Raw genomic sequence first — 23489 nt, forward strand, 5'->3', positions numbered from 1 at the left:
GTTTCAAGTGGGCCTTCGGCCTTGTACTGCGATTGTCCCCACAGGATCAGACCGCCCACCAGAAACAGGCCGACCACCAGGATGGTCAGCGCATTCGAAGCGATGGCCCGCCACATTTAACTGACCTTTCCGAAGATCACGCTGGCGTTGGTTCCACCAAACCCGAACGAGTTCGACAGCGCCACATTGATTTCACGCTCGCGCTTGGCGTTGGGGGCAAGATCAATCAGAGTTTCAACTGCCGGGTTGTCCAAGTTGATTGTTGGCGGTGCGACCTGATCGCGGATCGCCAGGATTGAGAAAATCGCCTCAATCGCGCCTGCAGCACCCAGCAAGTGACCGGTTGCCGACTTGGTCGAACTCATCGTCGCATTCCCTGCATGCTCGCCCAACAGACGCTCAACCGCGCCCAGTTCGATCGTGTCCGCCATGGTCGAGGTGCCATGCGCGTTGATGTAATCCAGGTCTTTCGGCTCCAGCCCGGCGCTGCGCAACGCGGCTCTCATGGAGCGTTCGGCCCCGTCGCCATCCTCGGACGGGGCGGTGATGTGATAGGCGTCGCCCGACATACCATAGCCCAGCACCTCTGCGTAGATCTTGGCACCACGCGCCTTGGCGTGTTCGTAATCTTCCAGAACCACGATGCCGGCACCCTCGCCCATCACGAAACCGTCACGGTCCACGTCATAGGGTCGGCTGGCAGCCTTGGGATTATCTGCGTATTTGGTCGACAGCGCCTTACATGCGTTGAACCCGGCAATACCGATCTCGCAGATGCAGCCCTCGCCACCACCTGCCACCATGACATCCGCGTCACCCGCCCGGATGATGCGGCTGGCGTCGCCGATTGCGTGCGCACCAGTTGAACATGCGGTCACGACCGAGTGGTTCGGCCCTTTGAACCCGTGACGGATTGATACCTGACCCGAGGCCAGGTTGATCAGAGCGCCCGGAATAAAGAACGGCGATACCCGACGCGGACCCTTGTCGCGGATCAGGTTCGCAGTATTGGCAATCGATCCCAGACCACCAATGCCCGAGCCGATCAGAACACCGGTACGCAAGCGCGATTCTTCGTCTTCCGGCAACCAGCCTGCATCCTTACAGGCCATTTCAGCGGCTGCGATAGAATACAGGATAAAGTCTTCGATCTTGCGCTGCTCTTTCAGCGGCATCCAGTCATCGGGATTGAAGGTTCCGTTGGTTCCGTCGCCGCGCGGCACCTCGCAGGCGTAGGTCGTTGCGACCCCGCTTGCCTCTGCATCGAAATGCGTGATTGGACCTGCGCCGGACTCTCCGTCCAGCAGCCGCGACCAGGTTTCCTCGACCCCGCTGGCCAAAGGAGTGACCAATCCAAGACCGGTTACAACGACTCTGCGCATGAAGTGCCTCTTGCCTGCTTCCTCTTATGAGAACCGCTCATACCCCGGCCCGGGGTGCGGGGGCAAGAGCAACGGTTCTTTCCGCCCTGGCGTCCTGCCGCCGATTTCCCAAGGAAACCGGAAATTCGGCGCTTGTCAAAAACCGCCCCTTCGCGCGTCCAGCCGAAAGGGCGGAGTTGCTTACTGAAACTGCGCGACCGGCTCGTGGGCCGATTTGGCAGTTTCAAGTGCTTTGGCCAAGTCCAGTGTCTTGCGGAACAACGCACGCCCGACAATCGCACCCGAGATATTGGGGATGTATGCCAGCCGCGAGATATCGTCTGCTGTGCGCACGACACCGCTGGCAATCACCGGGGTACGCGAGTGGTTTGCCAGCCGCGAAATCAGACCAAGCTGTGCCTCGACATCTTCCATGTCACTGTCGATGTCGGTTACCACGATAGCGGCAAAGGGCGCATCGCCGAACGCATCAATAAAGGCTTCGGGCGTGAATGCACTTTGGCTGCGCCAGCCGTCAGTCATGACAAGGCCTTGCCACACATCAACCGACAGCACGATCTGATCCGGGTAAAGCTTGGCCAGTTCCTTGACCAGGTTCGGTTCGCGCGCGGCCAGCGTGCCAACCACAACGCGGCCCGCGCCCTTGTCGATCCAGCGCTCAATCTGTTCGCGCGTGCGCATGCCACCCGCCAACTGCACCGGAATCTCGGCCTTGCGAATGATATCTTCGACCAGCTGCGCGTTGGTATCCTTGCCCTCGATCGCGTCGAAATCCGTCAGGTGCATCCATTCGGCACCCGCCTCTGCCCAGCTCCGTGCGGTTTCTACCGGATTCACGTGCCAGATCATCGCATCATCCAGACGACCTTTGTCCAGTGAGACACACCGGCCGTTCTGCAGTTCCATCGTGGGGTAAATCCTCATGAGCTCGGTCCTCCGCTCAATCGTTTTGAAATCCCCGGCACCATACAACTGGAATGCCCGCCCGAAATCTCCGGGATCGGCACAGTTTGGCCATTTTGCGGCATACTGATTAAGTGGCGAATTTACGCGCGGGCTGGCGGTCCGTTGCGCCTTAACAAATGCACCGGGGTTTCATTATACACCCCTTCCCGCATCAGAACATAGCCAAGCTTTTTGGCGAGTTTCTGCGAAGACGCGTTCGATGCGTTTATCATCGCGACCAACGGTCCGGGAATCACCCGGTCAAACCAGTCATGCGCAGCCTTGGCGGCCTCGTATCCCAATCCCTGCCCTTGTGCTTCGGGGACCAGTACCCACCCTGCCTCGGGGAAGCCGTCGAAATCCTCGCCCATGCGTCGGTTGCTATAGAAGAATCCGGCTTGCCCGATCAGCGTACGATTCGATTGCTGCATTACGCCCCACTGACCAAAACCGGCCATCTGCCAATGCCCCGCATTACGCAAGAACGAATCCCACGCTTCGCCACGCGATCGGGGAGAACCGCCGATATGCTGCACTACGCAAGGGTTACGCCAGATTTCCGCGAACCGGTCAAAATCCTCTGGGCGCATGGCGCACAGCGTCAAACGCGCGGTATTTATCATCGGAGTGGATCTTATCATGCCCTGTCCACTTTGAGTTTTGCCTCAGTAGAAACAGTGCGCAGGCCACAATAGCCGCGCAAGCCCGAAATTCGGGCAGGCATAAAAAAACGGCGCCCCCGTTGCCCGGAAGCGCCGATTTTGATCAGAAAGAAACGCTTAGGACGCTTCGCTGATGAACTTGACGGCGTCGCCAAAGGTCTGGATGGTCTCGGCTGCGTCATCGGGGATCTCGATGCCGAACTCTTCTTCGAAGGCCATGACCAGCTCAACAGTGTCCAGGCTGTCTGCGCCCAGATCGTCGATGAAGGACGCGTTTTCCACGACTTTATCTTCTTCAACACCCAGGTGCTCAACAACGATCTTCTTAACGCGATCTGCGACGTCGCTCATGTCTATTCCTCATTCCTTTACAGGGCGGTCCGCCCGATTCTGCCCTTGCCCGCACGGGTTGGCTTTGGTTTGCCCGTTTTGGGCGGTTTCGGTCCCGGCGAACCGGGAAATAGAAGGCCGACCTGAACGACCGGCCCCGCATAGATGCGCCGCCTATAGCATAGTCGACGCAAGAGGCAAACGCTTTCGCACTCGCCCCTGTCGCGCTCACAACATGGCCATACCGCCATTCACATGCAAGGTGCTTCCGGTAACATAGCCCGCTTCGGGGCTGGAAAGATACAGAACCGCAGCTGCAATTTCTTCCGGATCGCCCATGCGCCCGGCCGGAACCTTGAGCAACAGACCCTTTTTCTGTTCCTCGGTCAGTTTCTCGGTCATTGCCGTCGTGATAAATCCAGGTGCCACGGCGTTCACAGTAATTCCGCGGGTCGCGACTTCGTGGGCCAAAGCCTTGGAAAATCCGATCATACCGGCCTTCGACGCTGCATAGTTCGCCTGCCCCGGATTGCCGATTGCGGCCACAACGGACGAGACATTGACGATCCGGCCCCAGCGCGCCTTCATCATGCCCCGGATCACCCCTTTGCACAGTTTCATGGTCGAGGTCATGTTCACGTCAATGACGCTTTGCCATTCTTCATCAGACATGCGCATGAACAGGTTGTCGCGCGTGATTCCGGCGTTGTTTACAAGAATGTCCACCGATCCCATCGCCTCGACCGCTTGCTTTGGCAACGCTTCAACGGCTTCCGGGTCACTCAGATTGCAGGGCAGAACATGCGCGCGTTCACCCAGTTCGTCGGCCAGAGCCTGAAGCGGTTCAACGCGTGTACCGGACAACCCAACCGTTGCACCTGCGCCATGCAACGCCCGTGCGATGTGGCCTCCGATACCGCCCGAAGCACCGGTGATCAGCGCATTCTTACCTGTTAAATCAAACATTCGGTTTCCCTCTTGCTGCGTCGGTTACAACGCGAATTGAGCTTACGATTCGGCCTGAATGGCCTTCTGGACGTCTTCCGGTGTACCCACAGCCTTGCCCGCGATTTCGCGATCGATCTTGCGGATCATACCGGACAGCGCTTTGCCAGCGCCGATTTCCCATGTTTCAGTCACGCCTTGAGCCGCCATATATTGCACGCTTTCCCGCCAGCGAACCGAACCCGTCACTTGCTCGACCAGCAATTGACGGATCAGATCCGGGTCGCTGACAGCCTCGGCGCGCACATTGGCCACCAAAGGTACGACAGGGGCCTTAATTTCGACGGCAGCAAGCGCTTCTGCCATTACATCAGCAGCAGGTTTCATCAGCGCACAGTGAAATGGAGCACTTACCGGCAACATAACGGCACGTTTTGCACCTTTTTCCTTGGCGATCTCGGCAGCGCGTTCGACAGCCGCTTTTGAACCCGACACGACGACCTGCGTGGGATCGTTGTCATTTGCGGCCTGACAGACCTCGCCCTGTGCGGCTTCTTCCGCCACGGCGCGCACGGCCTCCAGATCCAGCCCCAGAATAGCGGCCATGGCCCCCTCGCCCACGGGTACGGCGCTTTGCATGGCCTGACCACGGGTGCGCAACAGACGCGCAGTATCTGCAACAGACAAGGCACCCGCTGCGGCCAGAGCCGAGTATTCACCCAGTGAATGCCCCGCCACAAAAGCCGCCTTGCTGACAGATACGCCTTCGGCTTCCAAAGCGCGCATGGCTGCCATCGACGTTGCCATCAACGCGGGTTGCGCATTCTGGGTCAGTGTCAGGTCAGCAATATCGCCGTCCCAGATCAGGCTGCTCAACTTCTCGCCCAACGCGTCGTCCACCTCATCGAAAATGGCCTGAGCCGCCGGGTAGGCCTCAGCCAGAGCTTTGCCCATACCTATGGTCTGGGCGCCTTGCCCCGGGAAAACGAACGCGAGTGTCATTGCAACCTCATGGATGGCGTCAGGTTGCGGCGGGGTGTAAACTGACTGACCGTCTGGCACAAGCATTGCTTGCTTTCTGCATTCTGGCACCTTTTGTGTGCACCCGCGCTCACTTGTGTCTGTTTCATCCGGCTTTACCTTGGGCACACACAAGAATCCCGGAGCGCGCGACATATGCAATCGACCAATTCCTTTTCAAGCTACGGCAGCATCGCAAAGACGTTTCATTGGCTGACCGCGTTGCTGATCTTCACGGCTTTGCCCCTCGGCTGGGTCGCAGATAATCTGGCGCATGCGGTGCTGCACTCGGCAACGGCCCCTACCGAGTTGGAAATTGCCCGTGCGGCGCGCGTGTTCTCATTGCATAAAACCGTGGGGGTTACCGTGTTCTTCGTGGCATTGGCCCGCATTCTTTGGGCGTTCACGCAAACCAAGCCCGGCCTTCTGAATGCTGACAACAAGCCCGAAGCCTTTGCCGCTGAAACCGTCCACTGGCTGCTTTACGGTTCGCTGGTCCTTGTGCCGCTGACCGGCTGGATTCACCACGCCGCGACCGAAGGCTTTGCCCCAATCCTTTGGCCCTTCGGCCAAAACCTGCCTTTTGTACCGAAATCCACCGCCGTGGCCGAGGTTACAGGAGTTCTGCATTGGCTTTTCATGTGGGTTCTGGTTGTTTCCCTTGTCCTACACGTTGCAGGTGCGCTGAAACATCACGTCATCGACAAGGACGGCACATTGCGCCGGATGTTACCGGGCCTGTCTGATGTGCCGGAACCACCACATCAAACCCATTCACTGACTCCAGCCGTCGCCGCATTGGTGGTCTGGGGTGTCGTCGTCACCGGAGGCTGGGCAACGGGTAAGCTTACCCCTAACGTAAGTGAAGCACCGGATGTCCAACTGGCCGAGGTTCAATCCGAATGGCAGGTTCAGAACGGCACGCTGTCGATTACGATTTCGCAACTGAACAGCCCCGTCACGGGTACGTTCTCTGACTGGACGGCCGCAATTACTTTTGACGAACCCACAGAGCCGGGCCCGGCAGGATCTGTCGATGTCACGATAGGCATCGGCTCGCTTAGTCTTGGAACCGTAACCGATCAGGCCATGGGACCGGATTTCTTCGACAACGCCCGGTTCCCGACTGCTCAGTTCAAGGCCGACCTTTATAAAACCGAAAATGGGTACGAGGCGCGCGGTCCGCTTACAATTCGCGACCAGTCGATCGATGTCGTTTTGCCCTTCTCACTGGATCTTCAGGGCGACACGGCCACCATGGCGGGCACAACCGAACTTAACCGGTTGGAGTTTGATGTAGGCACATCGCAGCCTACCGAAGACTCGCTGGGCTTTACCGTCGCAGTATCCGTAGAACTCACAGCGGCACGCGGTCAGTAAGGCAAAAAAAACGCCGGTGATTTGATCACCGGCGTTTTTCTGTTCGTGATTCTGTGATTACTCGGCTTTTTGTGCCTCGACCGAAATCTGGATTTGCACTTCGTCGCTGACAAACGGTGCAAACTGACCCAGGTCGAATTCGCTGCGGACAAGCGTTGTTGTCGCGTTGAAACCAGCCCAGGGCTGATTTGCCATCGGGTGGGTGTCAGCCTTGTTGAGCTTTGCGTCCAGAACAACCGATTTGGTCACACCGTTCATCGTCAGATCGCCGGTGATGTTCGCGGTGTTTTCACCAGTCACCTCAATTCCTGTCGAGGTAAAGGTGATCAAATCCCCTTCGGCCGCGCCAAAGAAATCCTCGGTCATGAAGTGATCTTCACGGGGTTTCCAGCCGGTAAACATCTCCAAAACGGGCATCGACACACTCACGCTCGAAGCGGCGGGGTTATCTTGGTCGAACATGATCTCGCCTTCAAAGCCGGAAAACATGCCAGTCGTGGTTGAAAACCCAAGGTGGTCATAGCTGAAAATGACTTGGCTGTGGCTGGGATCCAACACGTATTTCTCGGCGCTGGCGAATGCCGTTGTCGCTGATACGGCCAATGCAGCAGCAAGAAGGGTGGATTTCATATCAATCTCCGCGGTTTTGTGAATGCAGTCCGTCAGGACTGCTTGAATACAAAATGTGCCGCCCAAGGGCGGCACACAACCTTTTTTGATTCACAACTTCTGTTCTTTTTTGAACAGAATAAAAATCAACCGAAAATTGTTACGCTTTTGCTGAGCTGCCCTTTCAGCGCCCGGCTGACATCCGCCGATTCAAGTGGCAGCTTCATCAAAAGACTGCCGTCCACGTCAAACAGGTGAACTTCATTCTCTTCAAAACGCGCCCCACCCAGCGAGTCATAGCTGCGGCGCAGGACAGTCTGAGGGCGTCCGTCTTCGTTCTTTTGCAACACCCGGACTTCTCGGCGGATCGGGTCGAAATAGGCGTCAGGGCGCGGGTCGAAAACCTCGATTGTCAACAAGGCGACGCCAACGACCAGAAACAGCATGGATGCCGCCATCTTGATCGGCCAAACATCTGCGCCAACGACCGATCCGGGCATCAACCACATTGAAAACGCGGAAACGATCAAAAACGCCCCGACCATCCGAGCCAGTATCAGGCGGGCCTTCCAGTTCGGTGCAAATGTGATCATTACCGGCACCGAATTCTCAAAGCGCGAGCCGGCAACGTTTTCCTGATATGCGTTTGTGTTAGTAGCGGTCATAACGCGTCACCCTTTTAAGGTTACTTTCGAAATTCTGTTGGTCCGGTTGATGCCCGGTATGCAAAACAACTTTGAGCCGAAAAGCGTCAGCAATTGGGCGACCCAAAGGAATTTGGGCGGCGTCTCAGAGGCATGTGTGGCAGGGCTTGCCCTTGCGGCTCAGACGTGTATACGGGGCCATCCTTCGCAGTCGTATGAATCGCGCAGCCTCTCGTGGCAGGGTCGCGAAGGAACGTTTGGCCCCGCCTATGAAATGCGCCTTGATATAAACAGGAGTGCACATGCCACTGTATGAGCATGTAATGATCGCGCGTCAGGATCTGTCCAACGCGCAGGCGGAAAGCCTCGTCGAACATTTCGGCACCGTTCTGGCTGACAACGGCGGCAAGCTGGTTGACAGCGAGTACTGGGGCGTCAAGACGATGGCCTACAAGATCAACAAAAACCGCAAGGGCCACTATGCCTTTCTGAAAACCGATGCCCCCTCGGGCGCGGTACAGGAAATGGAACGCCTGATGCGTCTGCATGAAGATGTCATGCGCGTTCTGACCATCAAGGTCGACGGCCACGAAGATGGTCCGTCGGTTCAGATGCAGAAGCGCGACGAACGTGGCGAACGCCGCGAGCGCCGCTGATCAACGCCTGAGAAAAGGACTATAACCCATGGCCGCAAAACCATTTTTCCGCCGCCGCAAGGTCTGCCCGTTCTCGGGTGAAAATGCGCCGAAAATCGACTACAAAGACACCCGTCTGCTGCAGCGCTATATCTCTGAGCGTGGCAAGATCGTGCCTTCGCGCATCACGGCCGTTTCGGCGAAAAAGCAGCGTGAACTGGCCCGTGCAATCAAGCGCGCCCGCTTCCTCGCCCTGCTGCCCTACGCTGTGAAGTAAGGAGAGACTGACATGCAAGTTATCCTGCTGGAACGCGTTGCGAAACTGGGTCAGATGGGCGACGTCGTTGACGTCAAGCCTGGCTACGCCCGCAACTTCCTGCTGCCCCAAGGCAAAGCCCTGAGCGCATCGGACGCCAACATCGCGTCGTTCGAAGCCCAGAAAGCGCAGCTTGAGGCCCGCAACCTGGAAACCAAGAAAGAAGCTGAGGCCCTGGCTGAAAAACTGGACGGTCAGCAGTTCGTCGTGATTCGCTCGGCATCGGATGCCGGCGCTCTGTACGGTTCGGTCACCCCGCGTGACGCCGCTGACGCCGCAACCGAAGCAGGTTTCACCGTCGACAAGAAACAGATCATCCTGATCGCCCCGATCAAGGAACTGGGTCTGCACACTGTCGCAGTGAAACTGCACCCCGAGGTTGAAGTCGAAATCAAAATGAACGTGGCCCGTTCGGCAGAAGAAGCTGAACTGCAGGCTTCGGGCAAATCGATTCAGGAACTGGCTGCTGAAGAAGAAGCCGCTGCTGAATTCGAGATCGCCGAACTGTTCGACGACATCGGCTCGGCCGCTTCGGATGATGATGACATGGTTGCCGACGCAGCACCGGTTGAAGAAGACGAAGCGAAAGCCTGATCCGGCTGCTTGTGAGCACTTTAAAGGCCGCGCCAAAGCGCGGCCTTTTCTTTTTTCCCTGTGTGTTCACAGGTCGTACCGGCAAGTTTCAGCCCATTTTCCGGGGTAAGCTTGAAGGCTGATTGTCGATCCGTATCATCACCGCCGAAACTCAGAGGACCGAAAAATGCTTGTATTTCTGCGCCAAAGTTTTCTGGCACTGTTTCTATTTGTGTCGTTGGTTGCCTGCGGGGCAGACCAGGTCTCCAAGGCGGGCACGCCACATTTTGACCCGCCGCTCCACCCGAATGAAACGCCCGAGCTGAGAGCTTCGATCAACAGATGGGCGGACCATTACGAGATTCCGCGGGAGCTGGTTCACAAGCTGGCCATTCGTGAAAGCACCCACCGACCATGGGCCGTCAACCAGCCCTATTACGGTCTTCTACAGGTCCTGCCCGCCACGGCGCGCTCGATGGGTTATTCCGGAAAAGCCGAAGGTTTGCTTGACGCGGACACCAACCTTGAATTTGCGGGAAGGTACCTGCGCGGAGCCTGGCTGTTGGCCGACGGGGATCAACGCAGGGCTATTTTCTTGTACGCCAAAGGTTACTATCCAGAGGCAAAAGCCAAGGGAATGCTGGTCGAAACTGGCTTGAGACCTGCACCCTGACGGTCATTCGCGTCAGAAATCGACCAAAATCAGCACTTGAGAGTGAATAGTGACAAAAATGCTCTATTGGTTGTCGCAATATGCTGTATTGCACAGACAATTAAGACCTCTCCTTGTCATGTTTAGAAAAGTATGGTGTTCTGACTTGGTGAGGTAAACGGGTTCCACTCTGTGTAATACGCATGCTCGACGACACCATCGGGCGGCAAGATGGGCCACAGCTGGTAGGCGCCACATGGAAATTGTCGATCTGAGCACTCTGCCGGATTCTGAAGTTCGATATACCGAATTTCTAAGGCAAATCTGTGAGAAGCATGACATGGATCATGCTGCCTATGCTGGTATGAACCCAGCAGCTGGAACAGTGGCTGGCTTTGTCACCTATGACGACGCCTGGAATGAGCACTACCAGAAACAGGGTCTGATCATGATCGATCCGACCATCCACATGGCCCGCCGCAGTATTGCGCCGGTGGACTGGAGCCGTCTTGAAAGAAGTCCAGACTTTCAACGCGTGTTCCGGGATGCTCATGATTTTGGCTTGCCCAGTCAGGGTGTTACGATCCCGGTACGCGGCCCTTACGGTGATATTGGCCTGCTGAGCGCTACCCGAAATTGCAGCAAGGAAGAGTGGCGCAAGCTTTACACAAACTTTATCGGCGATTTGCAGGCCATGGCCGTGCACATCCACGACAACGTTGTGTCCTCGGATCAGCTGACCGGCGCACTATATCATCCGACATTGTCCTCTCGCGAAGCGGAAATCCTGCAATGGGTCGCTGCAGGTAAGTCGCAGCAGGATATTGGCGATATTTTGTCTATTTCGCACCGAACCGTAGAAGTACACTTGCGTTCTAGCCGGGAAAAGCTTAGTGCGCTGACCACCCCGCAGGCCGTAGGGCGGGCTATCGCGATCGGGCTTATTACCCCGGGATAAACAAAAAAATCCCCAAATTTCGCCAAAATACGGGAATCCCCCAATAGAAAAATCTTTCGAGAGCGGTAACGTCAGTATTACCGAACAACCACTCGAAGGGGGAAGAAATGATCATCGTGGTAGATGGCCTGAACAGACACATGTTCAGCGAAGTTCTTGACGAAATGTTCGAGTTGAGAGCGCGTGTTTTTGGCGGACGTCTTGGATGGGACGTAAAGATCGAAGACGGCAAGGAAATTGATGAATTCGATCATCTGGACCCGGCATACGTAATCGGACTCGACGACGGGGGGAATGTCGTCGCAGCCGTGCGTGCCCTTCAGACCACAGGACCTCATATGTTGTCGGATGTGTTTTCGGCCATCCTCTGCGGGGAAGCACCACTTCGCAGTGCAACAATGTGGGAATCGACACGCTTCTGCGTGGACACGCAACGTCTTACACGCGGCAAGGAAAAGAATTCTGTCTCTTACGCCACCTGCGAGCTGATGATCGGCTCTCTGGAATATGCCAAGAACGCAGGCATTCAGGATATCATCACCGTAATCGATCCGGTTATGGACCGGGTCCTGAAACGGTCGAACTGCGCGCCATATGACTATGTCGGCGAAACGGTTCCCATGGGGAAAGTTTCGGCACTGGCCGCGCTGTTGGATTGCACCGATGAACGCATCTCGGGCTTGCGTGAGTTTGCAGGCATCCATGAGAACGTCTTTATGGATGACGAAGAGGCGCTGGCACTGTTTGCAGCCAAAAAGGCAGCAACCCAGAGCCCGGCCAATCAGGATCACAAGCCACTGACTGATCTTGAGAAGTATTTTGTGGAACAGATGAGCGCCGCAAGAAACGAAGCTGAACGTCAGGACGTTCTGAAGCTGATCGAAGCGCTCTCGGATACGTTCACACCAGAGCAGAAGATCGCTCTGCTAGATACCCCCCGTGCTTTTGCTCATGAGGCCTGACCCCCTCACCTCATAGATACAAAAGCCACCCATGCGGAGCCGTCTGTTTACAGGCGGCTCCGTTTTTTTTACCCCTCTCTGAACAAAGAGGGAAGGAAGAGGATTATTCCTCTTCCAATGCCTCAATGGCTTTTTGCAGGTCGTCCTTGCTGACTTCCTTGTCGCTGACCTGCGCCAGCTCGAACACATAGTCGACAACCTTGTCTTCGAAGATCGGCGCGCGCAGTTGCTGCTGCATCTGAGCGTTCTGCTGCACGAACTCGAAGAACTGGCGTTCCTGACCCGGGTACTGACGCGCCTGGTTCATGATCGCCTGGGTCATCTCGGCGTCGGTGACTTCCACCTCTGCCTTCTGGCCCAGCTCGGCCAGCAGCAAACCCAGACGCACGCGGCGTTCGGCCAGCTTGTTGTGCTCATCGGTGGGTTCGATCTCACCGTGGTCGTGACCGGTTACTTCAGGGTTTTCCTCGTGCCACAGCTGATGTGCAATCTGCTTGGCTTCGGCTTCAACCAGCGACGGCGGCAGGTCGAACGACACTTTTTCGTCCAGCACGTCCAGCAGGGCCCGCTTCATAACAGCACGCGACGCGCCCGCATATTCTGCTTCCAGACGTTCCGAAATCTGAGTTTTCAGAGCGGCCAGATCCTCGGCGCCGAACTTCATCGCCAGCTCATCGTTGATCTCGGCTGCAACCGGCTCTTTCACTTCCTTGATCGTGCAGGTGAAGACCGCGTCTTTTCCGGCCAGGTGTTCGGCACCATATTCTTCCGGGAAGGTCACGTTGACGTCTTTTTCTTCCTCGGCCTTCACACCGACCAGTTGCTCTTCAAAACCGGGGATGAAGCTGTTTGAACCCAGAACCAACGGGTAATCTTCGGCCGATCCACCTTCGAATTCTTCGCCATCAACCTTGCCGACAAAATCGAACACGATCTGGTCGCCATCCTTGGCTTTCGAACCCTTGCGGCGGGCTTTGAAGTCCTGAGCGGTTTCAGCGAGGTTGTTCAGCGCTTCCTCGACGGCGGCGTCATCCGCCTTGACGATCAGCTTGTCCAGCGCAACCGATTTCAGATCGACCTCAGGGATCGCGGGCAGCGCTTCGTAGGACATCGCGACCTCGATATCGTCGCCTTCTTTCCAGTCCTCGTTGGTCATCTTGACTTCGGGCTGCAGCGCGGGGCGGTCACCGCTGTCCTCGAAATGCTTGTTCATCGCCCCGTCGATGGATTCCTGCATCGCCTCGCCCAGCAGGCGTTGGCCAAACTGCTTTTTCAGCAGCGCCATCGGCACCTTGCCTTTGCGGAAGCCTTTCATTTCGATTTCCGGCTGTGCTTCGGTCAGCTTTTCATTGACCTTGTCGTCCAGTTCGGCTGCGGTCACAACGATGTTGTAGCCGCGTTTCAGACCTTCGTTCAGCGTCTCGGTAACCTGCATTTTGGTAGTCCCCATAGGATTCGGGGCGCGCAAAACGGGCGCGCCGGGCAAATTTGACGCCTTCTATTTGCCCTGCCGCCAACGTGCAAGGGGCAAAGGCTGAATCAACCTGGTTTTGGCAAAAAAGAACGCCCCGAAAACCGGGGCGTTCGTGTTGGATCGCTGGAAGGCAATTAAAACTTCCAGCGCGCGCCCAGAACCCAGGCCTCGTTGTTTTCGAACGACGTTCCGTCATCGAAATCGTGGTTGCGATACTTCAGGTAAACATCGGTATTGATCGCTTCGACCTTCTGCACGACAGCGATACCCCATGCCTTGGTGTCGGACCCGTTGGTCTCGAAATCCGCGCCATCATAATAATCGATACCGACACCTGTCTTGCCCCAGGATACCCAGTTCCCCTCGTACGAGACCTTGCCGTACCAGTAGTTCGGATCCGTCTGGCCGGCTCGGTCATCGTCACGCGTGCCGCCGGCAATCGTGAAACCCAGACCACTGGGCAACAGTACCGAGGCCGAACCGAGTGTATCCTTGCGATCCCCTGAATTGTCATCCCGGTCCCGCACTGAATACGCGACAGCTGCCGCAAACTCTACACCGCCTGCAAAGGTGTTTTCATAGAACACACCGACATCATAGTAGTCATCATCGTCACTGCTGGACAGGATGTTCTGACCATATGCAAAAGCGGCCGAGAACCCGTTAACCGTTGGCGTGTCATACCGCACACGCCCGCGACGTGAGCCGTCAAAGTTGCTGGAACTGTCACCAACCGTAATACCGCTCAGCACACCATTCGTGCCGCGATAGAAAAAGCCCGAGTTCTCATCGTTTGTGAACGAATACAGCGCGGTGCCGACATAGGACAGGTCCACCTCGGCAGCACCATCTGCCGCCATGCTGCCCTGACCAGCCGAGAATTTGCCGTAGCTGCCCTTCAAGGCAAAATCCACAAACCGGATATCGTCGCGAGTCCAGCCGCTAAAGTTTGTACCGTTCTGGTTCCATTCACTTGAGTTCGGCAAGCCCAATGCCGATTCAAAGCGGAACGTAAACTCGTTCTGGCCAAACGGCTGCATCAGACGCAGGCCAACCCGGCTGTTCGACAGATCGTTGTCGAGGACCCGGGTCTCGGTATCTTGTCCGTCATCAACAGAAATCAAGGCCGGGTTAAACTGCCCGTAAAGCAGCACATAGCCGCCGCTGTTATTTTCGTATTTCAGCTCTGCGGCTGCCGGAACAGCGACCGTGGCAGACAGAAAGGCAGCAACCGATATCTTTTTGATATTTGGGGTCATTTCACTCACCATAATTGGTTCGGGGTTCAGATACTGCCCATTTGTTTACTGAATCCGAGCGTTCCAGTGGTCTGCGCCTTGTCTTACGCAAGAATTGTATTTTAGCAACAGAACATACTAATAATTTTGACATTTTACATTATTTTTCATTAACTTACAAGATACGGCTCCATCTCGTACTGGCAGCTTGCAAACGATTAGTGATGCCTGCCTATGCACCTGGCAAATATGCGGTATGCATCTGCGCACATCTTGACAGCGAAAACATGCCATTCTGACAGAGCCTGAGCTGCTTTCTGCTCAAAACAACTAGATATTCAGCTGTTTGAAAACACCGGGCAACTGCTCAGGCAGATCCTCGGCGATCAATCCCGGCCCGAAAAGACGTGCGCATTCCACGTGCAGCCATGCTGCTGTCTCAGCCGCCGTCATCGGATCGAATCCCCGCGCCAATAGCCCGGCGATGTAACCGGCCAACACATCGCCTGACCCGGCGGTTGCAAGCCAAGGGGCTGCGCGATCATAGCATGCGGCATTGATCGAACATCGCCCGTCCGGCGCCGCAATGACAGTATCCGGCCCTTTGAACAACACGACACATCCCGCACGTGCCGCTGCCTCTCGTGTTGCGTCCACCTTGGAATAGGCGGGGCCTCTGACAGGCGTTTCGCTCAGCTTCTCCGACAGGTCGGGGAACAGCCGCGCAAACTCTCCGCCATGCGGGGTCAGTACGCAGCGGTCATGCAGCATTTCAAACAGTTTTCCGGGATCGCCCGCAAAAGCCGCCAGCGCGTCCGCATCCAGAACTGTCGCACGTTTCGCAATCAGGGCGACCGGCACCAGGTCCCGCGCTCGTTCCAACCCCAAACCGGGGCCCAGACAAAGGGCGTTCATTCGCACGTCCTGCAGTACGTCTGACAGCATTTGAGAACCATCAACGCACTGTAGCATGAGGGCGGTGATCTGGCTCGCCACCTCTTCCAAAGCCAAGGATGGCACACCCAGCGTCACCAACCCTGCCCCTATCCGCAATGCCCCCCGCGCGGCCAGGCGCGCTGCACCGGTCTTGCCGGGCCCACCGGAAAGGATCAGGGCGTGGCCATGGGTGTATTTGTGCGCAACGACTGAAGGCAGATGGCTGTACTTTGTCAAAAGCGCTCTTGCGCGCCGCCGGCTATCAAGCTCGTGGTCGTTTAAATCAATGCCGCGAGCAGGAACCCTGCCCGCTCCTTCTCCTTGCAAAAAAACCTGTCTCCAGTGCCGCTCCGACGTTTCATTCAGACCAATTGCTGCGACGCTCACTTTCCGGCAATAAGCCGGACCGTCGCTCAACACATGCCCAAGTTTTCTTCGTTCGAAGGTTACTGTCAGATCCGCAGAAAGGGGTCTTGCATCGGTCAATATTTTCGCTCGGGCACCAAGCACCTTTCCGCTGTCCATGCACAGCCCCGAAGGAGAATCGACTGCCACAAAGCGAACACGTGATGACAGGTTGAAAAAGAACTTCAACGATTGCCCAAGCACAGGATCAATTTGGCGCGTCAAACCCGTGCCGAAAATCGCATCTACCAATACATCAGGCATCCCAAAACCAGCCAAGTGATCATCCTTTAAGCTCACTTTGGAAAACTCAATGACGTCACCCAACTCATCCCATCTCTCATAGTTCATCCGCGCATCCGGTGGCAGCCTGTCAGGATCGCCATACAGGAATACCTTAACCTTCCAGCCCAACCTCAGCAAAAGCCGCGCCACGACAAACCCGTCACCGCCGTTGTTTCCGGGCCCGCACAACACAACAGCGCGCCGCGGATCTTCTTCATCTTTTGCGAAATACTCCGGGGAGCGCGAGGGGCCGGCCCCTCGCCTGACCAGCTCTGGCCATTCCTCAAAGATCGCCTCGACAACGCCTTGCCCTGCCCGCTCCATCAGGTCCAAGCCCGTAACATCACCGGATTCGATAGCCGCGTGCTCAATCGCTCTCATCTGCGCCGCTGTCAGCAATTCGGTCATGTCACACCCTCACACGATTCAATTTCGATTACTTTTTGTGCAACTCGCTCAAAAATTAGCACAGAGCCTGATTTCAACGGATCCCGCCCCGACCGATACCGCAATCACATTGCCGCCCGATCTTAGACGTGATCATTGCCCCAGAGACAACCATTGAAGGTGAGCCGGATGAAAAAGATCGAAGCGATCATCAAGCCGTTCAAGCTGGACGAAGTGAAAGAGGCGTTGCAGGACGTAGGTGTTCAGGGTCTCAGCGTCGTCGAAGTCAAAGGTTTCGGCCGTCAGAAAGGCCATACCGAGCTGTATCGTGGCGCGGAATATGTTGTCGACTTTTTGCCCAAGGTGAAGGTCGAGGTCGTATTGGACGATGACCAGGTCGATGCGGCCATCGAGGCCATCGTGTCGGCAGCCAAGACCGACAAAATCGGCGACGGAAAGATCTTTGTCTCTCCGGTTGAACAAGCCATTCGCATCCGTACCGGCGAGACCGGCTCGGACGCACTGTAACACCACTATCTTCAAGTCAGAGGAATCAAGAGAATGAGCAAGGACGCAGTTCTTCAGCTGATCAAGGAAGAGGGCGCCGAATATGTCGACGTCCGTTTCACCGACCCCCGCGGCAAGCTGCAGCACGTGACCCTGATGGCCGATCAGGTCGACGAAGACTTCCTGGACGAAGGCTTCATGTTTGATGGTTCGTCCATCGCAGGGTGGAAGTCGATCGAAGCATCGGACATGAAGCTGATGATCGATACCGAAAGTGCATATGTTGATCCGTTCTACGCAGAGAAAACCATCTGCGTGCACTGCTCGGTTGTCGAGCCCGATACAGGCGAAGCCTATGAGCGTGACCCGCGTGGCACAGCGCAGAAAGCCGAAGCCTACCTGAAGGCCTCAGGAATCGGTGACGTCGCATATATGGGTCCCGAGGCTGAGTTTTTCCTGTTTGATGACGTCCGTTATTCGAACACAATCAACAAGGTATCCTACGAAGTTGATGCAACTGATGCATCGTGGAACACCGACACCGAATACGAAATGGGCAATATGGGCCACCGTCCGGGCGTCAAGGGCGGTTACTTCCCTGTGAACCCGATCGACGAAGCGCAGGATCTGCGGTCTGAAATGCTATCGACCATGAAGCGTCTGGGCATGAAGGTCGACAAACACCACCACGAAGTAGCGTCTTGCCAGCACGAGCTGGGCCTGATCTTCGACAGCCTGACCAAGCAGGCGGACGAGCTGCAAAAGTACAAATATGTCATCCACAACGTGGCTCATGCCTACGGCAAATCGGCGACCTTCATGCCGAAGCCTATCGCAGGTGACAACGGCACCGGCATGCACGTGAACATGTCGATCTGGAAGGACGGCAAGCCGCTGTTCGCAGGCGACAAATATGCTGATCTTTCGGACGAAGCGCTGTACTTCATCGGCGGTATCCTGAAGCACGCCAAGACACTGAACGCCTTCACCAACCCGGCTACCAACAGTTACAAGCGTTTGATCCCCGGTTTCGAAGCCCCCGTTCTGCGCGCCTACTCGGCCCGTAACCGTTCGGGTTGTGTTCGTATTCCGTGGACCGAAAGCCCCAAAGCAAAACGTGTCGAGGCTCGTTTCCCCGATCCGGCTGCAAACCCCTACCTGGCGTTTGCCGCTCTGTTGATGGCTGGCCTTGACGGCATCAAAAACAAGATCGATCCGGGCGAAGCCATGGACAAGAACCTGTACGATCTGCCTGCCGAGGAACTGGCCGGTATCCCGACTGTCTGCGGCAGCTTGCGTGAAGCTCTGGAAGCGCTGGCTTCTGATCACGACTTCCTGCTGCAAGGTGACGTGTTCACCAAAGACCAGATCGACGGCTATATCGCGCTGAAGATGGAAGAGGTTGAAACCTACGAGCACACCCCGCACCCGGTTGAATACGGCATGTATTACAGCTGCTAAGCAATACGGCATGGATTTACAGGGGCGCCTATACGGGCGCCCCTTTTTCATTTGCGCCGGTCCATCGCTGTTCAGCCTTTTCTGGCGCCACAGCGCAGATTAATCACCTTTTCGTTGCCCCTGCTCAGTGCACGATGCTGAGGATCTGAAACCCTTCAAAGGCGTTCCTCAGATCAATCAACTGGCTTGAGTAGGAGCGGTTGGCGCAACTCCAACGAACTGCTTTGCCCAAATCAAAGCTCAAGGTAGGCTGGTCACAGATTTCAACACTACCGGATTATCTGCATGTTTCGCCTGTACGTATTATTCGCTCTGCTTGTGTCTTCGCCCCTTTTGGCCGCGCCTTGTGGGAATACCAGCGCGGGGTTCGAGGCCTGGAAGGCCGATTTCGCCCAGCAGGCCCGCAAGGCTGGTGTGAAAAAGAAGGGACTTCAGGCGCTTGCCCAGTCGCAATACGCCACGCGCACAATTGCGGCGGATCGCAATCAGAAAAGCTTCAAATACACGCTGGACAAATTCATGCGTGTCAGAGGTGCTGATGCAATCGTCTCGCAAGGGCGCAAGCGCAAAGCAACCAATCCGGGTTTCTACGCTGCGCTTGAACGGCAATACGGTGTTCCGGCGGGCGTTCTGATCGCCATTCACGGCATGGAAACCGGCTTTGGCACCTTCATGGGAGACAGTCAGGTTGTTTCCGCAATCACGACACTGGCCTATGATTGTCGCCGATCCGAGTTCTTTGTTCCGCACGCAATCGGGGCACTGAAACTGGTCGACGCAGGAAGCATTACCGTGGCGACAAAAGGGGCAAAACATGGCGAGTTGGGTCACACTCAGTTCCTGCCGGGCAACGCTCTGACCTATGGCGTCGATGCCACAGGCGACCGTCGGGTGGACTTCTATGACATGACCGATGCGCTTGCCTCGACCGCCAATTTTCTTCGCAAGAAAGGGTGGAAGCCGGGGCGTGGCTATCAGCCAGGGGAGCCGAATTTTCGAGTACTGCAACAGTGGAACGCGGCCTCTGTTTATCAGCAATCCATAGCAATCATGGCCGCCCGAATCGACCAATAGCCCGGTCGCACCAAAAACACACTCCGCACCCGCTTTCGCCACATTTCCGCCACAGTGACAAACAAAAGCCTTTAGTTTCTTGGTTTCCAATGCGTAACCAATGCCGGGGTAAAATCACCTTTTTTGCATTTTCCGCCAAATTCTCCTCACGAATGGTTGTTACAGTGTTTGCTGAACAGTACGCAAAAAAGGACAGTGCAGTGGCTCGGAAGCACAGCTACCATGGCGGCCTGCAATTCAATGGCAACGCAAATGGCGCGATCGAGCGTTTTGGCACAATCGTTGCCACGACGCTGGAAGATTACGGCCATCTGGTCGAACGCAAGGCGTTGCTGAGCAATTCCGAAGCAAGCATTGTTTCAAGTCAGTACCTTGTGCGACTGACCTTGGATACAGGCACCCCCGAGCAGGAAGACCGGTACGAGCGTATGGATCGCGCCGCGGGGCTAAAAACGATAACAAAACCCCGCGCCGCAAATCCGCAAAACAGGTTGGTTCTTTCGATCACGCCGGTCTCACCCCTGCTGGATGACTCCGAGATTTCAGAACTGATGATGGTCGTAATTCTGTATCGCATGGTCGACATTTGTTCGACCCGGCGCGTTGAATGGCTGTCGCCACACACTGTTCTGACGGTCGAACAGTTCATGAGCGCCTTTGACACTCTGGCCCCCAGCCGAACACGCGACAGAAAACAGATTTTCCAGTCGCTGACCGGGCAATTCTCGGGGGTGAATGTGCCCGAGAACGAAGACACCATTAGTGTTCTTCACACGCCTGCGGCCCGCCCGATCCAACTGACAGATGAACAATTGCTCAGCATTGCGTTTCGCAGTGAAGATACAAACAGGCCAGGACAGGAAACATTGGATGACGAAGATGGGGTCGTAAAGCCAAGCGACGTTTTGCGTCTCAGCAGTTGGTGCATGACGGGTGTACTGGCAGGCGTTTCGACCCCGATTGCCCTGTCAATGGCTGCCGTCAATCTGATCCGGGGTGAGGATTTTCGCCTCAACACACAGGTGCTTGTCTTTACCTTCGCGATAGTTGCGCTGAATGCAACGAATGCGTTTGCCGATGTTGCGGCCGCCTTGGGCCGATAAGAGAATTACAGAAGACCCTCCTTGGATGCCCCGCCTTCAGGCGGGGTTTTCCATTTTGGGAACCGAGTTCGCGGCCAGAACATAAGTGTGGATCGAAAAAACGACCGCATCCGTTTTCGGCAAGCGCAGCAGGGTTTGCCGCTCACTTCGCAGGTAGGACGATTGACGTCGATCTGTGACTGAACGCCTGTCATTTGCGCTTCGGGGCTGAAACAACTCGGCGTCTTCATACCAAAGCACGTTAAAACGCCAAAGTGGGCGACCGGGCTGAATCCCATCGAATAGGCGCTGCACCCGCTTAGCGATATTTTCGTCGTAACTTGCGACCGGCACATGAATGTCGATCAGCGGCCGCATGAATTTCTCGGACAAAAGCCAACTGGCCGGGAAACACAGGATTGCGCCGGTCAAAACATGTTCTGTTCCACGCTTTTGCAGGATGCAAAAATCCTCCTGTACCAGCCTGCACAATGTATCAAGCGGCTGGGTCCGGTCGACCGCGACCGTTACACCATCGGGTCTGACGACTTCTTCAGCTGCATTGGGATAGACCTGCGACAGCACAAGGTCGAGCAGTTCCCGAGCGGCGGGTTCTGCCTGCGGATCAAGCGCCAGAACGTCATCACGGCGTTCCGTCAGCAGCTTTTCCCGGCGTCGCATCTGACCGGCAAAAGCCTCGTCCCGATGCAACCAGTTTTCCATCGTTGCAGGCTGGATACCCGGCAAAGCACGCGGGTTGCCGACATCATACGGTATTTTATCTTGCAGAATTTTATTCATACCAGCGACTTAGCATGGGTCGAAATATTTGTCGGTCGAAAACGACAGGATCGCCGTCGCATTTTTCCAAGACGATCCACATGGGCACCTTAGGTTTGACTGAACAAGCAACGAGGTCCGTCATGAACAAGCATTACCGAGACACGCGCAAGATTGACCCCAGCCGAGGCGCTACGCTGGGTGATGGCACGCCAAACGAAAATGACCGGATCGAGATCGGGCCGACACAGCTGGCTTTTGACGAATGGGCTGCGGCAGGTCTGGAACTGCCCAATCTTGCACGGATGCGGGAACATCGCTGGAAGCGTCTGACGCAGGCCATCGTTGATCGCGGATACGGAGGTTTGCTGGTTTTTGACCCGCTGAACATCCGCTATGCGACCGACAGCACGAACATGCAGTTATGGAATACGCATAACCCGTTTCGCGCGGTGCTGTTATGTGCCGATGGCTATATGGTGATATGGGACTACAAGAACTCGCCTTTCCTCAGCACGTTCAATCCGCTGGTGCGCGAACAGCGTTCAGGTGCGGACCTGTTTTACTTCGACCGTGGCGACAAGGTGGATATCGCGGCAGATGTCTTTTCGAACGAGGTGCGCGTGCTGATCGATGCGCATGGTGGCGGCAACAAACGTTTGGCCGTCGACAAGATCATGCTGCACGGTCTGCGCGCGCTTGAGGCGCAGGGCTTTGAGGTCATGGAAGGCGAAGAGCTGACCGAAAAAACCCGTGCCGTGAAGGGACCGGATGAGATTCTGGCCATGCGCTGTGCCAATCACGCCTGCGAAACCGCTGTAGCGGAGATGGAGAGCTTTGCACGCGCGAATGTCGGCAATGGCAAGACAACCGAGGATGATATCTGGGCTGTTCTGCACGCGGAAAACATCCGTCGCGGTGGCGAATGGATCGAAACCCGGCTGCTGGCGTCAGGCCAACGCACAAATCCGTGGTTCCAGGAATGCGGCCCGCGCATCACGCAGCACAACGAAATCATCGCCTTCGACACCGACCTGATCGGGTCATACGGAATATGCATCGATATCTCGCGCACATGGTGGATTGGCGACCAGAAGCCCCGCCCTGACATGATCTATGCCATGCAGCACGCGCATGAACACATCATGACCAACATGCAGATGCTGAAGCCCGGTGTAATGATCCCGGAACTTACCGCCATGTCGCACCGGCTTGACGACAAGTTTCAGGCGCAGAAATATGGCTGCCTGATGCACGGAGTGGGATTGTGTGATGAATGGCCGCTGGTTGCGTATCCGGACAAAGCCGTCGAAGGCGCATATGACTATCCGCTGGAGCCCGGCATGGTGCTGTGCGTCGAAGCCTGCGTTGGCGAAGTCGGTGGCGATTTCAGCATCAAGCTTGAGGATCAGGTTCTCATAACCGAAACCGGGTATGAGAACCTGTCCAAGTATCCCTTTGACCCCCAATTGATGGGGATCGAATAAGGCCGGGCCTTCAATTCGACCAATGGGAACGGCGGACATTTCCATGCCAATCTTCCGGGGCAGGGCTGATCTGAACCTGTGAACCACCTTGGGGCGCGGGCCAGGATTGGCCAATCGCGAACCCGGCAACGCCGGCCAAAACTATAGCCAGGATCATACGTGAACGCAGGTCGGGTATCCGGGGTGCAATATCTGCATGTGACATCTGTGTCTCCTGTTTCAGCTTTCAGGAACCACAAATGGGATGTGGAGGATCATAAGTGAAACGAATGTTTGTTTGCATCATCATCAAATTTTTTGATATTAAAAGAAGGTAAGAGCTCTGCCGCCATGCGGCCCGAAGGCGACAGGGATCTTGCG

The 23489-nt window shown here is 56.1% G+C and carries 25 protein-coding genes; 12 read left to right on the forward strand and 13 right to left on the reverse strand.

What is annotated here, in order from left to right:
• Positions 1-116: 116 nt before the first annotated feature.
• From fabF to fabD, 6 genes are all read right to left on the reverse strand, one after another.
• Positions 117-1382 carry a beta-ketoacyl-ACP synthase II gene (gene fabF / locus AC2FND_RS09875; protein WP_496769450.1) on the reverse strand — a complete coding sequence of 422 codons (1266 nt, stop codon included), beginning with the start codon at positions 1380-1382 and terminating at the stop codon, positions 117-119.
• A 180-nt stretch (positions 1383-1562) separates the two neighbouring features.
• The gene (locus AC2FND_RS09880) at positions 1563-2306 is read right to left on the reverse strand and encodes a 1-(5-phosphoribosyl)-5-[(5-phosphoribosylamino)methylideneamino]imidazole-4-carboxamide isomerase (protein ID WP_496769452.1); all 744 of its coding nucleotides are present in this window, start codon (positions 2304-2306) and stop codon (positions 1563-1565) included.
• Between the two features lie 122 nt (positions 2307-2428).
• Positions 2429-2968, reverse strand: a complete 540-nt coding sequence (locus tag AC2FND_RS09885; RefSeq protein WP_209503570.1) for a GNAT family N-acetyltransferase — start codon at positions 2966-2968, stop codon at positions 2429-2431.
• 138 nt (positions 2969-3106) lie between these two features.
• Entirely contained in the window at positions 3107-3340 is a 234-nt protein-coding gene (locus AC2FND_RS09890) for an acyl carrier protein (RefSeq protein WP_050602116.1), read from the reverse strand.
• A 207-nt stretch (positions 3341-3547) separates the two neighbouring features.
• Positions 3548-4285 (reverse strand): 3-oxoacyl-[acyl-carrier-protein] reductase, encoded by a 738-nt coding sequence (fabG, locus tag AC2FND_RS09895; protein WP_480504723.1) that lies wholly within the window; start codon positions 4283-4285, stop codon positions 3548-3550.
• A 42-nt stretch (positions 4286-4327) separates the two neighbouring features.
• Positions 4328-5266, reverse strand: a complete 939-nt coding sequence (gene fabD / locus AC2FND_RS09900) for an ACP S-malonyltransferase (protein ID WP_209503566.1) — start codon at positions 5264-5266, stop codon at positions 4328-4330.
• A 174-nt stretch (positions 5267-5440) separates the two neighbouring features.
• On the opposite strand from fabD, the gene AC2FND_RS09905 reads away from it, so the two are divergent.
• A complete protein-coding gene (locus AC2FND_RS09905; RefSeq protein ID WP_496769454.1) occupies positions 5441-6664 on the forward strand; it encodes a cytochrome b/b6 domain-containing protein in 1224 nt (407 codons plus the stop codon).
• Positions 6665-6721: 57 nt separating this feature from the next.
• On the opposite strand, the gene AC2FND_RS09910 is transcribed toward AC2FND_RS09905, so the two are convergent.
• The gene (locus AC2FND_RS09910; protein WP_496769456.1) at positions 6722-7294 is read right to left on the reverse strand and encodes a YceI family protein; all 573 of its coding nucleotides are present in this window, start codon (positions 7292-7294) and stop codon (positions 6722-6724) included.
• A 125-nt stretch (positions 7295-7419) separates the two neighbouring features.
• A complete protein-coding gene (locus AC2FND_RS09915) occupies positions 7420-7938 on the reverse strand; it encodes a hypothetical protein (RefSeq protein ID WP_209596809.1) in 519 nt (172 codons plus the stop codon).
• A gap of 281 nt (positions 7939-8219) precedes the next feature.
• Between AC2FND_RS09915 and rpsF the strand changes: the two genes are divergently transcribed.
• The 6 genes from rpsF (at position 8220) to AC2FND_RS09945 (ending at position 12013) form a co-directional block, all read left to right on the forward strand.
• Positions 8220-8573: a 30S ribosomal protein S6 gene (gene rpsF / locus AC2FND_RS09920; RefSeq protein ID WP_209503558.1), complete on the forward strand. Its 354-nt coding sequence runs from the start codon at positions 8220-8222 to the stop codon at positions 8571-8573.
• 28 nt (positions 8574-8601) lie between these two features.
• A complete protein-coding gene (gene rpsR, locus AC2FND_RS09925; protein WP_005608650.1) occupies positions 8602-8829 on the forward strand; it encodes a 30S ribosomal protein S18 in 228 nt (75 codons plus the stop codon).
• A 12-nt stretch (positions 8830-8841) separates the two neighbouring features.
• Entirely contained in the window at positions 8842-9462 is a 621-nt protein-coding gene (gene rplI, locus AC2FND_RS09930) for a 50S ribosomal protein L9 (protein ID WP_209503556.1), read from the forward strand.
• Positions 9463-9628: 166 nt separating this feature from the next.
• Positions 9629-10114, forward strand: coding sequence for a lytic transglycosylase domain-containing protein (locus tag AC2FND_RS09935; protein WP_209503554.1), 486 nt, complete (start codon positions 9629-9631; stop codon positions 10112-10114).
• 235 nt (positions 10115-10349) lie between these two features.
• Positions 10350-11051, forward strand: a complete 702-nt coding sequence (locus AC2FND_RS09940; RefSeq protein WP_209596813.1) for an autoinducer binding domain-containing protein — start codon at positions 10350-10352, stop codon at positions 11049-11051.
• Positions 11052-11158: 107 nt separating this feature from the next.
• Positions 11159-12013 (forward strand): acyl-homoserine-lactone synthase, encoded by an 855-nt coding sequence (locus AC2FND_RS09945; RefSeq protein WP_480480382.1) that lies wholly within the window; start codon positions 11159-11161, stop codon positions 12011-12013.
• 103 nt (positions 12014-12116) lie between these two features.
• On the opposite strand, the gene tig is transcribed toward AC2FND_RS09945, so the two are convergent.
• From tig to AC2FND_RS09960, 3 genes are all read right to left on the reverse strand, one after another.
• The gene (gene tig / locus AC2FND_RS09950; RefSeq protein ID WP_480504714.1) at positions 12117-13448 is read right to left on the reverse strand and encodes a trigger factor; all 1332 of its coding nucleotides are present in this window, start codon (positions 13446-13448) and stop codon (positions 12117-12119) included.
• Positions 13449-13621: 173 nt separating this feature from the next.
• Positions 13622-14746, reverse strand: a complete 1125-nt coding sequence (locus tag AC2FND_RS09955) for a porin (RefSeq protein WP_496769459.1) — start codon at positions 14744-14746, stop codon at positions 13622-13624.
• 309 nt (positions 14747-15055) lie between these two features.
• Positions 15056-16759, reverse strand: coding sequence for an NAD(P)H-hydrate dehydratase (locus tag AC2FND_RS09960; RefSeq protein WP_496769461.1), 1704 nt, complete (start codon positions 16757-16759; stop codon positions 15056-15058).
• Positions 16760-16927: 168 nt separating this feature from the next.
• Between AC2FND_RS09960 and AC2FND_RS09965 the strand changes: the two genes are divergently transcribed.
• The 4 genes from AC2FND_RS09965 (at position 16928) to AC2FND_RS09980 (ending at position 20883) form a co-directional block, all read left to right on the forward strand.
• Positions 16928-17266, forward strand: a complete 339-nt coding sequence (locus AC2FND_RS09965) for a P-II family nitrogen regulator (RefSeq protein WP_209503542.1) — start codon at positions 16928-16930, stop codon at positions 17264-17266.
• A gap of 33 nt (positions 17267-17299) precedes the next feature.
• Entirely contained in the window at positions 17300-18706 is a 1407-nt protein-coding gene (gene glnA, locus AC2FND_RS09970) for a type I glutamate--ammonia ligase (RefSeq protein WP_209503540.1), read from the forward strand.
• Positions 18707-18991: 285 nt separating this feature from the next.
• Complete coding sequence (locus tag AC2FND_RS09975; protein WP_209503538.1) at positions 18992-19780, forward strand: lytic murein transglycosylase; 789 nt, start codon at positions 18992-18994, stop codon at positions 19778-19780.
• A gap of 200 nt (positions 19781-19980) precedes the next feature.
• Entirely contained in the window at positions 19981-20883 is a 903-nt protein-coding gene (locus AC2FND_RS09980) for a hypothetical protein (RefSeq protein ID WP_496769463.1), read from the forward strand.
• 36 nt (positions 20884-20919) lie between these two features.
• Here AC2FND_RS09980 and AC2FND_RS09985 read toward each other — a convergent pair whose 3' ends face one another.
• Entirely contained in the window at positions 20920-21663 is a 744-nt protein-coding gene (locus AC2FND_RS09985) for a heme-dependent oxidative N-demethylase family protein (protein ID WP_496769465.1), read from the reverse strand.
• 122 nt (positions 21664-21785) lie between these two features.
• On the opposite strand from AC2FND_RS09985, the gene dddP reads away from it, so the two are divergent.
• Positions 21786-23129, forward strand: coding sequence for a dimethylsulfonioproprionate lyase DddP (dddP, locus tag AC2FND_RS09990; protein ID WP_496769467.1), 1344 nt, complete (start codon positions 21786-21788; stop codon positions 23127-23129).
• 10 nt (positions 23130-23139) lie between these two features.
• On the opposite strand, the gene AC2FND_RS09995 is transcribed toward dddP, so the two are convergent.
• Entirely contained in the window at positions 23140-23334 is a 195-nt protein-coding gene (locus tag AC2FND_RS09995; RefSeq protein WP_496769468.1) for a hypothetical protein, read from the reverse strand.
• Positions 23335-23489: the final 155 nt, after the last annotated feature.

Source organism: Ruegeria sp. BHSB056 (assembly GCF_059613305.1).

What these genes read in the sequence shown, in the direction of transcription:
- AC2FND_RS09885 (WP_209503570.1), bottom strand. Translation starts at nt 2,968, where the DNA reads ATGATAAGATCCACTCCGATGATAAATACCGCGCGTTTGACGCTGTGC.
- AC2FND_RS09985 (WP_496769465.1), bottom strand. Translation starts at nt 21,663, where the DNA reads ATGAATAAAATTCTGCAAGATAAAATACCGTATGATGTCGGCAACCCG.
- AC2FND_RS09910 (WP_496769456.1), bottom strand. Translation starts at nt 7,294, where the DNA reads ATGAAATCCACCCTTCTTGCTGCTGCATTGGCCGTATCAGCGACAACG.
- glnA (WP_209503540.1), top strand. Translation starts at nt 17,300, where the DNA reads ATGAGCAAGGACGCAGTTCTTCAGCTGATCAAGGAAGAGGGCGCCGAA.
- AC2FND_RS09940 (WP_209596813.1), top strand. Translation starts at nt 10,350, where the DNA reads ATGGAAATTGTCGATCTGAGCACTCTGCCGGATTCTGAAGTTCGATAT.
- AC2FND_RS09965 (WP_209503542.1), top strand. Translation starts at nt 16,928, where the DNA reads ATGAAAAAGATCGAAGCGATCATCAAGCCGTTCAAGCTGGACGAAGTG.
- AC2FND_RS09995 (WP_496769468.1), bottom strand. Translation starts at nt 23,334, where the DNA reads ATGTCACATGCAGATATTGCACCCCGGATACCCGACCTGCGTTCACGT.
- fabG (WP_480504723.1), bottom strand. Translation starts at nt 4,285, where the DNA reads ATGTTTGATTTAACAGGTAAGAATGCGCTGATCACCGGTGCTTCGGGC.
- AC2FND_RS09945 (WP_480480382.1), top strand. Translation starts at nt 11,159, where the DNA reads ATGATCATCGTGGTAGATGGCCTGAACAGACACATGTTCAGCGAAGTT.
- AC2FND_RS09955 (WP_496769459.1), bottom strand. Translation starts at nt 14,746, where the DNA reads ATGACCCCAAATATCAAAAAGATATCGGTTGCTGCCTTTCTGTCTGCC.
- AC2FND_RS09915 (WP_209596809.1), bottom strand. Translation starts at nt 7,938, where the DNA reads ATGACCGCTACTAACACAAACGCATATCAGGAAAACGTTGCCGGCTCG.
- AC2FND_RS09905 (WP_496769454.1), top strand. Translation starts at nt 5,441, where the DNA reads ATGCAATCGACCAATTCCTTTTCAAGCTACGGCAGCATCGCAAAGACG.
- fabD (WP_209503566.1), bottom strand. Translation starts at nt 5,266, where the DNA reads ATGACACTCGCGTTCGTTTTCCCGGGGCAAGGCGCCCAGACCATAGGT.
- tig (WP_480504714.1), bottom strand. Translation starts at nt 13,448, where the DNA reads ATGCAGGTTACCGAGACGCTGAACGAAGGTCTGAAACGCGGCTACAAC.
- AC2FND_RS09935 (WP_209503554.1), top strand. Translation starts at nt 9,629, where the DNA reads ATGCTTGTATTTCTGCGCCAAAGTTTTCTGGCACTGTTTCTATTTGTG.
- AC2FND_RS09890 (WP_050602116.1), bottom strand. Translation starts at nt 3,340, where the DNA reads ATGAGCGACGTCGCAGATCGCGTTAAGAAGATCGTTGTTGAGCACCTG.
- rpsF (WP_209503558.1), top strand. Translation starts at nt 8,220, where the DNA reads ATGCCACTGTATGAGCATGTAATGATCGCGCGTCAGGATCTGTCCAAC.
- AC2FND_RS09880 (WP_496769452.1), bottom strand. Translation starts at nt 2,306, where the DNA reads ATGAGGATTTACCCCACGATGGAACTGCAGAACGGCCGGTGTGTCTCA.
- AC2FND_RS09975 (WP_209503538.1), top strand. Translation starts at nt 18,992, where the DNA reads ATGTTTCGCCTGTACGTATTATTCGCTCTGCTTGTGTCTTCGCCCCTT.
- AC2FND_RS09960 (WP_496769461.1), bottom strand. Translation starts at nt 16,759, where the DNA reads ATGACCGAATTGCTGACAGCGGCGCAGATGAGAGCGATTGAGCACGCG.
- fabF (WP_496769450.1), bottom strand. Translation starts at nt 1,382, where the DNA reads ATGCGCAGAGTCGTTGTAACCGGTCTTGGATTGGTCACTCCTTTGGCC.
- rplI (WP_209503556.1), top strand. Translation starts at nt 8,842, where the DNA reads ATGCAAGTTATCCTGCTGGAACGCGTTGCGAAACTGGGTCAGATGGGC.
- rpsR (WP_005608650.1), top strand. Translation starts at nt 8,602, where the DNA reads ATGGCCGCAAAACCATTTTTCCGCCGCCGCAAGGTCTGCCCGTTCTCG.
- dddP (WP_496769467.1), top strand. Translation starts at nt 21,786, where the DNA reads ATGAACAAGCATTACCGAGACACGCGCAAGATTGACCCCAGCCGAGGC.